Raw genomic sequence first — 14,572 nt, forward strand, 5'->3', positions numbered from 1 at the left:
CGGTCGGGGCGGTCGGGGCGGTCGTGGTGGTCGGGCGGTCGGTCGGGCCGTCAGGGCTGGAGGGGCATCGTCCACCAGTTGAGACGGCGGGCTTGCCCGCGAGGCGGTCGGTGAGCCAGGAGATCGCGTCGCCCTGGTCGGTGATGAGGGGCACGAGGTGGTCGGTGAGGACAAGTCACGCTCGGGCGCTTATGGGCGATCAGGGAAACCGGTGAACTCGCTTTCTGTGGAGCGGTGATGCGGTGACGGCCGTGGGCCGCCCGGGATCAGCGCTGCTGTTCGGTCATGGTCGCGCCCACGCCGTCGCGGGTGACGAGGAAGCCGGTCGCGGGCAGCGCGCCGTCGGCCGGCCGGGCGGCCTCCGCCGACGTCCGGTCGGTGCCGGTGAACAGGGAGGTGCCCGCGCCGGCGCCGTCCCAGGTGTTCCCGTCGGAGCGGGCCGCCGGGCCGAGCCGCACGTCCCGGCCGTTGCCCACGGCGGCGTTGCCGCTCAACCGGGCGGCGGCGTCCGGCAGGTAGAACCCGGTCACGCCGTTGCGGAAGGCGGTGTTGCCGGTGAGCCGCAGCGGCCCGGGGTTGCCCTCGTCGTTGAAGCCGAGGCCGGTGTTGTCCCAGGCCGCGTTGTTGCGGACCAGGTGCGCCACCGCGGCGGCGCTGTCGCCGCCCCCGAGCGTGAAGCCGTTGCCCGCGCCCTGCCACGCCGGCACCCGCCACCGGTTCACGCCGTTGCCGTACGACCAGTTGCTCTCGACCGTCACCGGGGAGCCGAAGCCGCCCAGATCCAGGCCGTCGGTGGCGTTGCCGTACAGCCGGCAGCCCCGGACGACGTTGCCCTCCCCGGAGCCGAACGTGACGCCGAGCCCGATACCGCCCGCGCCGTGCGCCGCGTCGTCGTGGTTGTGGAAGAAGTCGCTGTCCAGGACGGCGTTCCCGACCGTGCCGGCATCGCGCAGGGTGAGCCCTGACCTCGCGTTGTCGTGGAACGAGAGCCGCCGGAACACCGTGTACCGGCAGGCGCGGCAGACGTAGGCGTGACTGCCGGAGCCGAAGAGCTCCAGCCCCTGGACCGTCCAGTAGCCGGCCTGCTGGGTGATCGCCCAGGAGGCGGCCGGCACCGCAGACGCGTCGAGGACGGGCCGTTCGTCGCGGTAGTTGCTCAGCGTGATGCGCCGGTCGGCGGCGCCGTCGGTGGCGAGGGAGACCGGCTCGGTCAGCCGGTACGTCCCGCCGCGCAGCGCGATCGTCTGGCCCGGGCGGACCACCGCCGCCGCCCGGCCGAGGGTGGCGTACGGGCGGGCGATGCTGCCGTCGCCGGTGTCCGCCCCGTCCGGGGCCACGTAGATGTCGGCCGCCGTCACTCCGCCGCCCGTACCCGCGCCCGGCGGCGACGCGAGTGAGGACGCCGACGGGCCGGTGACCGAGGACGACGGCGAATCGGAGGGCGCGGCGCCCGGCCCGCCCGACGCGGCACTCCCGGCCGGGGACGGCGGCGGGCCGCCCGGCGCGGGGCCCGACCACGGCGCGATGACGCAGGTGAGCGCGACGGCGGCGGCGACGGCCGCTGCCGCGCCGGCCGCGGCGGGCCGCCCGGTCAGGCGGTGCACGAGCGAACCGAACCAGGCCCACAGTGAGTGCCCGACGCCGGCCACGCCGCCGGCCGCCGCCGAAAGGCCGTCCAGCAGCGAGTGCGGGGCCACCAGCACGCCGATCCCGGGCAGCAGCCGCTCCGGCGGGACGAGTGCGTGACCCGCTCCGCCGCACGGCTGGCAGCCACGGGTGTGGCGGGTCAGGCGCTTGCGCCACACCGAGGTGGTACTGCCGTCCCACCCCTGCACCAGCGCGGCCAGCCCGGGGCAGCGGGGTACCGCGTCCAGCGCCAGCACGACCGTACGGGCCGCCTCCAGCTGGGTCCGCATCCGCTGGACGCGGACGGCCGTGTGCGCGGCGTCCAGCCCGAGGGCCTCGGAGAGCTCGCTCCGGCCGAGGCGGCCGGACACCTCCTGCCACCAGAGGGCGAGCAGCCGCCGGTCGGCCGGCTCCAACCAGCGGGTGGCGCGCACGAGATCACGCCGCTGGCCGGTCAGGACGAGTTCGGCCACCGTGCGCTCCGCGAAGTCGGTCGACGGGTCGGCCACGTCCGCGACGTCGAAGCGGTGCGGCACCTCCACCACCCGGCGCCGCGCGTGCTCGTGGAGCCGCCGGTACGCGATGGCGACCGCCCACGAGCGGAACCGTTCCGGCTCCCGCAGGCCCGGCAGGCCCCGGACCACCCGCAGCATCGTCTCCTGCACCAGGTCGTCGACGTCCGCAGCCGTGTACAGGGCGCGGCCGACGATGTTGTAGATCAGCGGCAGGTGCAGCGCCACCAGGTGGTTCAGGGCCCGCTCGTCGCCGGCCTGGGCGTCGCGGACCAACGCGGCGACGTCCTGCGCCGCGTCCTGCTGATTGCCCGTGAGCATGGGGGATCTCCTCGCCGCTGCGCCTCGGCAGGGCTGCGAGGCGGGGGTGCAGGCACCCGGCAACGCGACGGGCCGGCACCCGGGCACGGTCGACGACCGGTGCGGAAACCGCATCCTGGCACGGCGTCACACGTTCGTAAAGCCGCCCGCCGTGGCATCGCGTCGGGCACCGCGTGGTGGCACCCCGTCGTGTCCACCTCGCCGGGCGTCCGGGTGGGCGGCCCGGTGCGGCGGGGCGCTGTGGCCGGAGAAGAAGTTCTGCGAATTTCGGTTATCCGTCCGGCGGGCGCCCGTCTACCAGGGTGCCGCTGCCCGACCGGGCCGCGGCACGCCCACGGTTCGCCGCCGGGCCCGCACCGCCGGGCCGGGGGCAGCCCGTTTCTCCTGGAGAGGATCAGCTGTGTTCGTACCGTCCGATCGGGCGCCGAGCGAGGCACGGCCGCCCGCCGCCCCCGCCCACCACCGCGCCCCCGCCCACCGCCGGACCGCCGGTCTGCTGGTGGCGTTGTTGCTGGCGGTCTGCGCCGCCCTGGCGGGTGGGGCCGTGCCCGCCGGGGCGGTGGCGCTGCCCGCCGCCGGCACATATCAGTTGGTCGTCACGAAGAGTGGTAAGTGTGTCGATGTGCCCGCTGCCTCGGGGGCTTCGGGTGCGTTGTTGCAGCAGTGGGGTTGCACCGACGGTGCGGCCTGGCAGCAGTTCGTGCTGACGCCGGTCGGGAGTGGGAGCTACCAGCTGGTCAACGCCGGGAACCGTCTCTGTGTCGACGTGCCGGGCGGTTCGACGGCCAGTGGTGTGCAGTTGCAGCAGTGGGGGTGCGGCGCGGGTCAGACCAACCAGCTGTGGTCGCTGACGCCCAGTGGCAGCGGGACCTTCCAGATCGTCAACGCCCGCAGTGGCCTGTGCGTCAGCGACCAGGGCGCCTCCACGGCCAACGGCGCCGCCGTCATCCAGGAGACCTGCACCGCCAACACCAACAAGCAGTGGGCCTTCCGTCCGGTCACCACCGCCACCCCCACGGTCGCCTCCGACGGGACCGGCCGCTACCGGACCGTGCAGGCCGCGGTCGACGCGGTCGCCGCCGGCAACACCGGCCGGGTCATCATCACCATCAAGCCCGGGACCTACCGGGAGCAGGTCACCGTACCGGCCACGAAGCCGTACATCACCCTGCAGGGTCTCGGCGGGGCCCCCGAGGACGTGGTGATCGTCAACAACCGCAACGCCGGGAGCTACGGCACTGCGGGCAGCGCCACCCTCCTCGCCCAGGGGCACGACTTCACGGCCGCCGGTCTGACGCTGAGCAACGACTTCGACGAGAACAGTTCCGACACCGGTGACCAGGCGCTCGCGCTCTACCTCGACGCGGACCGCACCGTGCTCGACGACGTGCGCCTCCTCGGCGACCAGGACACCTTCCTGGTGAACGACAGCGCGCGGGCGTACGTCGTGAACTCCTACGTCGAGGGCACCGTCGACTTCGTCTACGGCAGCGGCGTGGCCGTCTTCAGCGGCTCGCGGATCCACGAGAAGCGCACCACCGGCGGCCCGGTCACGGCCGCCGCCACGCCGGCCGCCCGGGCGTACGGCTTCCTGTTCTACCGGTCGACGATCACCGGGGCGACCGCCAACACCACGCAGCTCGGCCGTCCGTGGCGGCAGGACGCCCAGGTCGTCTACCGGGAGTGCTCGCTCTCCGACACGATCGCCACCGCGCAGCCGTGGACGAACATGTCGACCAGCACCTGGCAGAACGCCCGGTACTTCGAGTACCGCAACACCGGTGCCGGCGCCGGGACGAACGCCAACCGGCCGCAGCTGACGGATGCCCAGGCGGCGGCGTACACACCGCAGAAGTACCTGGCCGGCACGGACGGCTGGAACCCGGTCGGCTGAGCCGGCCCGTCCCACCCCCCCACCCACCCCCTTGGAAGGACGATCCATGACCAGAAGGAAGCCGAACGTGCGGCACCGGCTGTCGAGTGTGCTGGCGGCGTTGGTGCTCGCGGTGTGTGCTGCCGTGGCGGGTGGTGCGGCGCCCGCGGGTGCTGCGGCGCTGCCTGCCGCGGGTACGTATCAGCTGGCCGTGACGAAGAGCGGGAAGTGCGTCGATGTGCCGGGTGCTTCGGCGTCGTCGGGTGCGTTGTTGCAGCAGTGGGGGTGCACGGAGGGCGCGGCGTGGCAGCAGTTCGCGCTGACGCCTGCGGGGACGGGGACGTACCAACTGGTCAGTGCGAGCAGTCACCTGTGCGTCGACGTGCCCGGCGGGTCGACGGTCAGCGGTGTGCAGCTGCAGCAGTGGGGCTGTGGCAGCGGGCAGACCAACCAGTTGTGGTCGCTGACGCCGAGCGGTACGGGGACGTACCAGATCGTCAACGTCCGCAGCGGTCTGTGCGTCAGTGACCAGGGCGCCTCCACGAGCAACGGCGCCGCCGTGATCCAGGAGACCTGCACCGCCAACAGCAACAAGCAGTGGGCCTTCCGGCCGGTCGCGGGCCGCACCTGGTCCGACAAGGCGGACGGCTTCGCCTCCACCGGCGGTGGCACCACCGGTGGCGCCGGCGGTGCCACGGTGACCGTCAGCACCTTCGCCGACCTGGTGAAGTACGCGACGTCCGACAGCCCGTACGTCATCAAGGTGGCCGGGGCCGTCACCGTCACGCCGTACGGCTACGAGATACCCGTGAAGTCGAACAAGACCCTGGTGGGCGTCGGCACCGCGGGTGAGATCGTCAACGGTGGCTTCTTCCTCGGCACGGGTGTCCACAACGTGATCATCCGCAACCTCACCGTCCGGGACACCCGGATGGCCGACGACGACCCGGACGACAAGGTCTACGACTACGACGGCATCCAGATGGACACCGCCGACCACGTCTGGATCGACCACAACCGGATCGAGCGGATGAACGACGGCCTGATCGACAGCCGGAAGGACACCAGCTACCTCACCGTGTCCTGGAACGTCCTCGGCGAGGACAACAAGGCGTTCGGCATCGGCTGGACCGACAACGTGACGGCCCGGATGACGATCCACCACAACTGGATCCACGACACCAACCAGCGCAACCCCAGTGTCGACAACGTCGCCCTGGCCCACCTCTACAACAACTACCTGCAGAACATCACCTCGTACGGCAACCTCTCGCGCGGCGCCTCGAAGACCGTCATCGAGAACAGCTACTACGACAACGTCGCCAACCCCTACAACATCGACACCACGGCGGCCTCGCTGACCCAGAGCGGCAGCATCGTGGTCAACTCCACCGGCAAGCAGCAGACCAACGGCACGACCTTCACGCCGAGCGCCTACTACGCCTACACCCTGGACGCCGCGCAGGACGTCCCGGCCCTGCTCCGTGAGTACGCCGGCCCGCAGAGCACCATCGGCGGCTGACCGGCAGCAGCGGCCCCCGGCCGTACCCGAGGCCGGTGGCCCCGCACGGGCGGGGCCACCGGCCTCGGTGCCGAGGAGCGGGGCGCGGCCTGCCGGCGGCGGCGCGCCCGGGTGCGTGGGGTCGGTGCCGGCGGCCGGTCAGCCGTGCGCGGACGCGGCGACGGTCGCCGGTGGCGCGCTCCCGGTCCGGGGCAGCGGGATGTCGGGCTGAAGCTCCAGGGCGGCGGCCGCCCCGGTGATGTCCAGGATCCTCCGGACGGTCGCCGAGGCGGGCCCCAGGTGGAAGGTCGCGCCGGCGTTGGTGACGCGCTGCCGGGCGCGCAGCAGGCTCCGCAGGCCCGCGCAGTCGCAGAACGTCACGGCGCGCAGGTCGAGGATCAGGATCCGGGGGCGTGCGAGCAGGCCGTCCTCCACGGCCGAGGTGATCTGGTGGGCGGTGTCCATGTCGATCTCGCCCCGGACGTCGACCGTGGTGACGGCGCCGACGACGCTGATCCCCGTTCTCAGGAGCGGGGTCGGCAGGCCCCCGGTCGGACTTGCCGGTACGCCGAGCAGTGTCGGCGGTCGTTCGGCCATGACTGGCCTCCCTTCGCCGGGCGACGCCGCAGACGGCACCCGGGACCGCGAACTGCGGTGTACCCACCCTAGGCGCAACAGTTGCCATCCGACAACATTCGACTGTCGACAACATCCACGCGCGCCGCGCCGCCGACGCCGGCTCGCCGATCCGAGCACGACGGACGAAGCCCCCGGAGGGGCCAGGCGAGGGGCCGCCGGGTGGGCGCCGGATGGGCCCCCCGCGCGGGGCCGCCGGACGCCGGCGCCCGGCGCGGTCCCACCGCGCGTACCGGATCAGGACCGGGCGGCGCGGTCAGGCCGGACGGTCCGCGCCGCCCGCCGCCGCCCGCTCGGCATCCCCCGCGAGGTGCAGCCCGACGTGCTGGTCCGCGGCGTCGCGGAAGGCGCGCAGCCCCGTCGTCAGCGCCCGCCGGGCAGCCGGCGGCATGGCGCTCAGGACCTCCTGCAGATCCTGCTCCCGGCGCGCCCGCAGATCGGTCAGGAACTCCCGCCCGGCCGAGGTGAGCCGCAGCTCCAGCTCACGGCGGCTGGCCGAACTCGCGCTGCGCCGCAGGAACCCGACGGCCTCCAGGCGGTCGCACAGCCGGCTCACCGCCGGTGGGCGGGAGTCCAGCGTCTCGGTCAGATCGCGCAGGTTGATGCCCTCGTTCTTCTCCAGGACGTACAGCACGCGCAGCTGGGACACCGAGACCGGCGCGGTGGACACCTCGCGCCCGCCGCCCCACAACACCTCCAGCAACTCCACCACGGACGACGCGGCACCCGCGGTGCCTATGTGATCCGGAAGCGGGAAGACGGTGTTCATAGTGACCATAGTGGCACCCCCGGCACCGACCGGGGCACCCGTCGGCCCGATCCGCCGACCATCGCAGGAGAGGACGAACCCGTCGTGACGACCACACTGGCCGCCGTGGAGCGCGCACTGCGCACCGCAGCCCCCTACGCCCTGCTCGACGCCACGCGGGCCGCACTCACCTCGCTCTACCCGGTCCGGGACGTCGACCTGCTGATGGCCGACTACAGCCTGACCGTCCTGCAGCGGGTGACGGATCTGCCCTTCACCGCCGCGCCGGTCTCCGCGCACGGCAGCGCGCCCGGACGCGCCTTCGGCTCCCAGCAGCCCTTCCTGGAGGCCGAAACCGGCGTGCTGCACCTTCCGGTCTCGGTGCGCGGCGACCGGCTCGGCGTCCTCAGCCTGACCCTGGCCGGACCGGTCCTGTCCGAGCAGGCGCGGGCCGAGCTGGGGGAGATCGCCGAGATGCTCGGCCATCACATCCTGGTGGCCGAACGCGACACCGACCTGTACCTCCAGGCCCGCCGGAAGGACCGGCTCACCCTGGCGGCGGAGATGCAGTGGCAGCTGCTCCCCGCCCGCGCCTGTTCCCGCGAGGAGTACGCGATCGGCGCCCAGCTCGAACCGGCCTACGCGATCCACGGGGACAACTTCGACTGGTCCGCGACCGGTGAGCGGCTCACCCTGACCATCACCAACGGCATGGGCGAGGGCATCGACGCCTCCCTGCTCACCAACCTCGCCATCAACGCCCTGCGCAACGCGCGCCGGGCGGGCGTGGACATCGCCGACCAGGCGGCGCTGGCCGACCAGGCCGTCTGGGCCCAGCACCAGGGGGAGGCCCACGTCTCGGTGCTGCTGCTGGAGTTCCACCTCGACACCGGTCTCGTCGAGATCGTCGACGCCGGCTCCCCGCAACTGCTGCGGCTGCGCTCCGGCGCCGTGGAGTGGATCCCGTTCGAGGCACAGCTCCCGCTCGGCCTGGCCGACGACACCCCCTACGCCGCCCAGCAGATCAGGGTCGTCCCCGGGGACCGGCTGATCTTCGTCAGCGACGGCGTCTACACGGTCGCCTCCGCCTCCGGGGAGTCGTACGGCGACAAGGCGCTGAACCGCGCGATCCAGGCCACCCGGATGCTGCCGGCGGCCGAGGTTCCCCGGGCCGTCCTCACGGAGCTCGCCCGCCACCGCGAGCACCAGCCGGACGACGACGCGCTGGTGGTCTGCCTCGACTGGTTCGGCCGGGGAGCCGTCGAGGCCGCACCCGCCTGAACGGTCGGGGCGGTGGGTGCGGGCAGGACGTCCGGGACCCGCCGTCCTGGCGAACCACCGGTGGCGGGCACCGGGACGCGAACCACCGGTGCCCGCCACCGGTGTGCACGGCGCGTCGGTGTCCACGGCGCGCTCACCGGCGGTCGCACATGTCGCCGCACATGCCAGGGGCCGGTCGGGCCGCCACGTACGGCGGCCCGACCGGCCCCTGATCGCCGGCTCGGGGGAGAGCCTGCTCAGGTCAGCGCTTGAAGGCGTCCTTCACGTGCTCACCGGCCTGCTTCAGATCCCCCTTGACCTGGTCACCCTTGCCCTCGGCCTCAAGGCGCTCGTTGCCGACCGCCTTGCCGACGGTCTCCTTGGCCTTGCCCTTGGCCTTGTCGGCGGTGTTCTGGATCTTGTCGTCGGTGCTCATCTGCGCCTCCTGGCTGGGGGATGCCGTCTGCTCGGTACATCAGGGCGCCTGCCCGCGTTCGGCACGAGAATGCCGCGGAATGTCCGAATTCACGGAAGAAGTCGGCCGGCCGGCGGGGCATACGCCCCGGTCGGGTCGGCGGGGGCGCCCCGTGGGCCGCTCAGGGACACCGGCCCCAGGCGGTGATCAGGCCGGGGGAGAGGTCGGCGACGGCGCCCGAGGCGAGCGCCTCCTGCGCCTCGGCGAGCCCGGTCGCGTCGATCAGCCCGGTCGCGAGCATCGGCTCCCGGGCGCGTCGCCAGGTGTCCAGCCAGAACGCGGCGATCGGGCTGTCGGCGGTCAGGGCGGGCACCTGGATCTCGGCGGCCACGTCGGCGAGCCCCAGCTCCCGAAGGAGGCCCGGGTAGCGGGGCGTCCAGTCGACGTCCGTGCCGACGCCGGTGCGCAGGGCCTGCCACATCGCCCGCACGGCCCGCCGGTACGGGGTGTCCGGCGGCCCCGCCGTGGTGAGGTCCACGGCGTCCCCCAGCACCAGGTGGCCGCCGGGGGCGAGCAGGGCGCGCAGCCGGGCGGCCACCCGCCGGTGGTCGGGCAGGTGCATGAGCACGAAGCGGGCGTGCACCAGGTCGAACCGGCCGGGGGCGAAGTCGGGCGCCGTGACGTCGGCGGCCAGCGTCCGCAGCGCGCCGCCCGCGTACGGCGCCAGGAAGCGGACGTCCCGGTCGACCGCGAGGACGTCCCGGGCCCCGACCTCGAACGCCAGCCAGCGTGCGATCGTGCCGGTGCCCGCGCCGACGTCCAGGCAACGGCTGCCCGGGCCGACGCCGAGTGCGAGCAGGCGGGCACGGGTGAAGGCGTCGTACGCGAGGGAGCCGAGGTCGATCCGCTCGCCCTCGCCGGGCTTCCACGGCTCGAACAAGGTCTCTCCGTAGCCGCCGCCCCCGTCCGCACCCGCGCGCAGCGCGGGCCCGGCGGTGCTCTCCTCGTCGGACATGGCGTGGTCCTCCCGTCCGTCCTCCCGCCGCCGCCCGGAGCCGGCGAGCGAGGGGCACCTTTCGAGCCTAAGCCGCCTCCGACCGTTCCCGCCGGGCGGGCGACGCGGGGCATCGTGCCTGCGCGTGCGCCGGCTCCGACGGCGTGCGTGCCGAGGGGGCCCGGCGCCGGAGCCCCGCCGGTACGTCGATGCCCGGGATCCGCACGGCAGGAGGCTCAGCGGGCCTGCTCGTCCCCGGTGAACATGTCGACCAGACTGCCGGGTGCGTCGCCGCCGAACATGCGCTCGTGCAGGAGGACGGCCTCGGTGGCCTCCGCGGCGCTGCGGGGGAACAGTGCCTGCTCGTACGCGGTGAGCGCGGCCTCCACGTCGTCCGGGTGCGCGGCGATGGCCCGGCCGAGTTCCGCGCCGTCGTACATGGCCAGGTTGGCGCCCTCGCCGGAGGGGATCATGAGGTGGGCGGCGTCGCCGAGCAGGGTCACTCCCGGTACCCGGTCCCAGCGGTGCCCGGTCGGCAGCGTGTGGAGCGGGCGCAGCACCGGCGCCGTCTCGCCGTCCGTGATCAGCGAGGTCAGCTCCGGCGCCCAGCCCTCGAACTCCTGCGCGATCCGGGCGCTGGCTGCGGCCGCATCGGCGAAATCGACTCCGGCGAACCACTCCTGCGACCGGGAGAGCGCCACATAGGTGTGCAGGGTCCCGCCGCTCTCCCGGTGGGCCTGGATCCCCCTCCCCGGTGCGGGCGCGATCATCGACCCGCTGCCGACCGCTCCGGCGCCGGCCGGGTGCCGGGTGTCGGCGTCGAACAGGTAGGTCTCGACGTAGGACGTGCCGACGTACTCGGGCTCGGCGTCGGAGAGCAGCGGCCTGACCTTCGACCAGGCGCCGTCGGCGCCGACCAGGAGACCGGTGGTCACGGTGGACCCGTCGGCGAAGGCCACTTCGTGCCGGCCGTCGCCGAGCGGCCGGACGCCGGTGACCTTGTCGCCCCACCGCACGGTGCCGGCGGGGAGCGACTGGAGCAGGATCCGGCGCAGGTCGCCGCGGAGCACCTCGGGGCGCCCGCCCGTGCCGTCGTCGGGCTCCTCGTACAGTGCGCTGCCGTGCCGGTCGAGCACCCGCAGTGCCTCGCCGCCCTGGTGGATGATCGCGCGGAACTCGTCGGTGAGGCCGGCCGCCTCGAGCGCGAGCTGCCCGTTGTGCTCGTGGATGTCGAGCTGGCCTCCCTGGGTACGGGCCTCCGGCGAGGGCTCCGCCTCATGGATCGTCGCGGGGATTCCGTGGACGTGCAGGACCCGGGCGAGCGTGAGGCCGCCGAGTCCGGCGCCGATGATCGTGACGTGGGTGCGCATCGCGGCTCCTTCTGGGTCGAGGCCGCGCCGTGGTCGGCGGGCATCTCTGGAACGTCGTTCCATACCCATGGTGGAACGACGTTCCAGCTATGTCAAAATGGCAGCATGACAACCCCTCGCACGCGCCGGTCGCAGCGGCGGACAGAGGCACTCTCCCGTGAGCGCATCATCGAGGCCGCCGTCGAGCTGCTCGACGCGGCCGGCGAGGGCGGGCTGACGTTCCGGGTGCTGACCGAGCGCCTCGCCACCGGGCCCGGGGCGATCTACTGGCACGTGGCGAACAAGGGCGAGCTGCTCGGCGCCGCCACCGACGCCGTGGTCGCCGCCGCCCTGGCCGTCGAGCCCGCCGAGGCCCCGGGCTCGCCGCAGGACGCGGTCCGGGGCGTCGCGCTCGGCCTGTTCGACGCGATCGGGGAGCACCCGTGGCTCGCCACGCAGCTCTCGACGCAGCTCTCCCGCAGCCCCTGGGGCTCGGTGGCGCCACGGATCTTCGAGAGCCTCGGCCGGCAGGTCCGCGCACTGGGCGTGCCCGAGGACGGGTGGTTCGCGGCGACCTCGGTGCTGGTGCACTACATCCTCGGGGCCGCCGGCCAGAACGCCGCGAACTCCGCGAGCGCCCGCGATCTCGGGCCCGGCACGGACCGCACCGAGTTCCTCGGCGCCGTGGCGACGGCCTGGCAGGAGCTCGACCCCGACGACTACCCGTTCACCCGGGCCGTGGCGGCCCAGCTGCGCGACCACGACGACCACGAGCAGTTCCTCGCCGGTGTCGATCTCGTTCTCGCCGGTATCACCGCCGGGTCGGGGCGGACCTCGCGGTAGCGGCGCGGCGGACCTCGCCGTAGGGGCGCGGCGGGCCTCGCGGCAGGGGTGCGGCGGGCCTCGCGGCAGGGGTGCGGCGGACCTCGCGGCAGGGGTGCGGCGCGCCCGCCCCGCCGGGGCGTACCCGGCCCCGTCGCAGGGCCGCCCCGCCCTCGCTCCGCGGCCCGATGAAATTCCCGCTTCTTCCCCCGAATCCCCTGGAAATACGGGTGAATGTTCCCTCGCCGTCCGGGCATGCGATTGCCGACACCGATTGGGAGGTCTTCACCATGGTTCCCCTGCTTCTCGTTCTACTGCTGGCGCTACTGCTCTTCGGCGCCGGTTTCGCTCTGAAGGTCCTGTGGTGGGTCGCACTCGTGGTGCTGGTGGTGTGGCTGGTGGGGTTCCTTGCCCGTGGCACCCACCCCTCGGGCGGTCGGAACCGCTGGTACCGCTGGTAGGCGCGGCAGCCTCACGCAGGCTCTCTCCCGGATCGGCCCACGCCCCGGGACAGCCGATGTCCGTGACCCGGCATCGGATCGGATACTTCGTCAGAACCTCGGAAAGTAGGCTTTCATGTACATCGGACTCGGCACTGTGGTTCTCGTCGTCATCGTCGTGGTCGCCGTTCTCGCGCTCCGGCGCGGCTGACGCCGATTCCTTCCGCGTTTCGCCCGACCGGGCCGTTCCCCCTCTTCGCGGGAGCAATCCGGAATGGGCCCGGCGGGTCGGCCCGGCCCGGAACGGTCACTCCTTCCGGGTGACATCGTCGGGGTTCTCCGGCTGATTCCGGGCCGCGACCTCGAAGGGCCCGACACCCGCCGGCGCGCCGGCGGACGGTACTGCCCGGCCTGCGGCTCCGGATCCCGACGAGGGTCCGGAGCCGCAGGCGTACCCGCAGGTATACCCGCAGGCGTAGGCAATCCCCGGAGGCGGCGCGGTCCACAGAAAGATCTCATAAGACGCATATCGGACGACTTTTCTTGTGGTGCGCATGGGGTTCGGGGCAAGGGGTAGCCGCGAGCGAGGAGCGTTGGGCCTATCGGTGGCTGACGTCCGCGACCAGGGAGAGCGATCCTTCATGGCAGTCCTTCAGGACACCGCGTCCGCCACTGCTCCGGGCCGTGCCGTCACGAGCCCCGGCCCCGCGCCCACCGCCCTCGCACCCGCTGTGCCGGCGCCGCTGACCGGGCGCGCGCCGCTGAGCGAGGCCCCGGACGCGATGGCGCCGAGCGATGCCCGGGCGCTGTCCAAGGACCTGTTCCTGCGCCTGCGGGAGCTGGAGGAGGGCACCCGGGAGTACTCCTACGTCCGCGGCACCCTGATCGAGCTGAACATGACGCTCGTGAGGTTCGCGGCCCGCCGCTTCGGCAATCGCAGTGAGCCGATGGAGGACATCGTCCAGGTCGGCACGATCGGTCTGATCAAGGCCATCGACCGGTTCGACCCGGCCCTGGAGTACGAGTTCAGCACCTTCGCCCTCCCGACCATCACCGGCGAGATGAAGCGGTTCTTCCGCGACACGTCCTGGATGGTGCACGTGCCGCGCGGCATGCAGGAGAGGCGGCTCACCCTGGCGAAGGCCTCCGACGAACTGGAGCAGGTCCTCGACCGGCTTCCGACGGCCGGCGAGCTCGCCGCCCACCTGTCGCTGACCGAGCGTGAGGTGATCGAGGGGATGAAGGCCGCCAACGCCTACCACGCGCACTCGCTGGACGCGCCCTCCGCGAGCGAGGAATCCGGCGCCGGTTCCGGTGCGGGCCTCGGCGCGCGGTTCGCCGTGGAGGAGGCCGGCTTCGAGGCGGTGCTCCACCTGGAGAGCCTCAAGCCGCTCATCGCCGCGCTGCCCGAGCGCGACCGCAGGATCCTCGCCATGCGGTTCGGCGCCGAGATGACCCAGGGGCAGATCGGCCAGGAGCTGGGGCTGTCGCAGATGCACATCTCGCGCCTCCTGACCCGCATTCTCACTCATCTGCGGACCGCCCTCCTGAGTGAGAGCTAGCCCGCCGAAGGTCGGGCACGGATCCGCACGGGCGGATCCGCCGGATTTCCCGCCGCCGGATCAGGCGCGGGCGCAAGGTCGGCGCGAGCATCGGCGGTTCGCCGACGATGAGGGACTGAGGGTGGACATGAACGAGACGGCGAACTCCGCCGCGACACCGGCCGCCGGCGGGCCGGGAGCAGAGGTCCGGTTCACGGACGGCGGGGCGCTCGTCTGCTCCCTGACCGGCGAACTGGACCTGGACGGCGTCGTCACCGCGGGGCCGGTGCTGGAGGAGGCGGTCCGCTCGGGAGCGCCGCTGCTGGTCATCGAGTTCTCCGGGCTCGGGTTCTGCGACTCCTCGGGGCTCAATCTGCTGCTCCGCACCCGGGCGGACGCCGAGGGCGCCGGGACGGCCCTGCGGCTGACGGGGGTGTCGGGCCAGTTGCTGCGGTTGTTGGAGATCACCGGTGCGCACCGGGTGTTCACGATCGAGCCCACGCTCGAACACGCTCTCGCCGCCCGGTGAGCCGG

The 14,572-nt window shown here is 73.2% G+C and carries 13 protein-coding genes and 1 pseudogene; 7 read left to right on the top strand and 7 right to left on the bottom strand.

Annotation, left to right across the window (positions count from 1 at the left end):
• Window positions 1-50: 50 nt before the first annotated feature.
• A pseudogene (locus OG823_RS31915) lies at window positions 51-172 on the bottom strand (lipase family protein); the annotation flags it as partial.
• Window positions 173-266: 94 nt separating this feature from the next.
• A complete protein-coding gene (locus OG823_RS31920; protein WP_371483694.1) occupies window positions 267-2,459 on the bottom strand; it encodes a sigma-70 family RNA polymerase sigma factor in 2,193 nt (730 codons plus the stop codon).
• 400 nt (window positions 2,460-2,859) lie between these two features.
• On the opposite strand from OG823_RS31920, the gene OG823_RS31925 reads away from it, so the two are divergent.
• Both OG823_RS31925 and OG823_RS31930 read left to right on the top strand, forming a co-directional pair.
• Window positions 2,860-4,353, top strand: a complete 1,494-nt coding sequence (locus tag OG823_RS31925) for a pectinesterase family protein (RefSeq protein ID WP_371483695.1) — start codon at window positions 2,860-2,862, stop codon at window positions 4,351-4,353.
• Between the two features lie 46 nt (window positions 4,354-4,399).
• The gene (locus OG823_RS31930; RefSeq protein WP_371483696.1) at window positions 4,400-5,854 is read left to right on the top strand and encodes an RICIN domain-containing protein; all 1,455 of its coding nucleotides are present in this window, start codon (window positions 4,400-4,402) and stop codon (window positions 5,852-5,854) included.
• A 138-nt stretch (window positions 5,855-5,992) separates the two neighbouring features.
• Here OG823_RS31930 and OG823_RS31935 read toward each other — a convergent pair whose 3' ends face one another.
• Together OG823_RS31935 and OG823_RS31940 are read right to left on the bottom strand one after the other, a co-directional pair.
• Window positions 5,993-6,430: an STAS domain-containing protein gene (locus tag OG823_RS31935; RefSeq protein WP_371483697.1), complete on the bottom strand. Its 438-nt coding sequence runs from the start codon at window positions 6,428-6,430 to the stop codon at window positions 5,993-5,995.
• 295 nt (window positions 6,431-6,725) lie between these two features.
• The gene (locus OG823_RS31940; RefSeq protein WP_371483698.1) at window positions 6,726-7,238 is read right to left on the bottom strand and encodes a MarR family winged helix-turn-helix transcriptional regulator; all 513 of its coding nucleotides are present in this window, start codon (window positions 7,236-7,238) and stop codon (window positions 6,726-6,728) included.
• An 84-nt stretch (window positions 7,239-7,322) separates the two neighbouring features.
• Here OG823_RS31940 and OG823_RS31945 point away from each other — a divergent pair, with 84 nt between their 5' ends.
• Window positions 7,323-8,498: a PP2C family protein-serine/threonine phosphatase gene (locus OG823_RS31945; RefSeq protein ID WP_371483699.1), complete on the top strand. Its 1,176-nt coding sequence runs from the start codon at window positions 7,323-7,325 to the stop codon at window positions 8,496-8,498.
• Between the two features lie 241 nt (window positions 8,499-8,739).
• Here the strand turns inward: OG823_RS31945 and OG823_RS31950 are convergent, their stop codons facing one another.
• The 3 genes from OG823_RS31950 to OG823_RS31960 form a co-directional block, all read right to left on the bottom strand.
• Window positions 8,740-8,913, bottom strand: a complete 174-nt coding sequence (locus tag OG823_RS31950) for a CsbD family protein (RefSeq protein ID WP_371483700.1) — start codon at window positions 8,911-8,913, stop codon at window positions 8,740-8,742.
• 160 nt (window positions 8,914-9,073) lie between these two features.
• Window positions 9,074-9,907 (bottom strand): class I SAM-dependent methyltransferase, encoded by an 834-nt coding sequence (locus OG823_RS31955; RefSeq protein WP_371483702.1) that lies wholly within the window; start codon window positions 9,905-9,907, stop codon window positions 9,074-9,076.
• 215 nt (window positions 9,908-10,122) lie between these two features.
• A complete protein-coding gene (locus OG823_RS31960) occupies window positions 10,123-11,256 on the bottom strand; it encodes an FAD-dependent oxidoreductase (protein WP_371483703.1) in 1,134 nt (377 codons plus the stop codon).
• 105 nt (window positions 11,257-11,361) lie between these two features.
• Here OG823_RS31960 and OG823_RS31965 point away from each other — a divergent pair, with 105 nt between their 5' ends.
• The 4 genes from OG823_RS31965 to OG823_RS31980 all read left to right on the top strand — a co-directional run bounded on the left by OG823_RS31965 (window position 11,362) and on the right by OG823_RS31980 (window position 14,567).
• A complete protein-coding gene (locus OG823_RS31965; protein ID WP_371483705.1) occupies window positions 11,362-12,078 on the top strand; it encodes a TetR/AcrR family transcriptional regulator in 717 nt (238 codons plus the stop codon).
• A gap of 269 nt (window positions 12,079-12,347) precedes the next feature.
• On the top strand, window positions 12,348-12,518 hold the full coding sequence (locus OG823_RS31970; RefSeq protein ID WP_371483706.1) for a hydrophobic protein: 171 nt from the start codon (window positions 12,348-12,350) through the stop codon (window positions 12,516-12,518).
• Window positions 12,519-13,138: 620 nt separating this feature from the next.
• Window positions 13,139-14,059, top strand: a complete 921-nt coding sequence (locus OG823_RS31975; RefSeq protein ID WP_371483707.1) for a SigB/SigF/SigG family RNA polymerase sigma factor — start codon at window positions 13,139-13,141, stop codon at window positions 14,057-14,059.
• Between the two features lie 127 nt (window positions 14,060-14,186).
• The gene (locus tag OG823_RS31980; RefSeq protein WP_371483708.1) at window positions 14,187-14,567 is read left to right on the top strand and encodes an STAS domain-containing protein; all 381 of its coding nucleotides are present in this window, start codon (window positions 14,187-14,189) and stop codon (window positions 14,565-14,567) included.
• Window positions 14,568-14,572: the final 5 nt, after the last annotated feature.

The sequence above is a fragment of the Kitasatospora sp. NBC_00315 genome (assembly GCF_041435095.1).
Lineage (GTDB): Bacteria > Actinomycetota > Actinomycetes > Streptomycetales > Streptomycetaceae > Kitasatospora.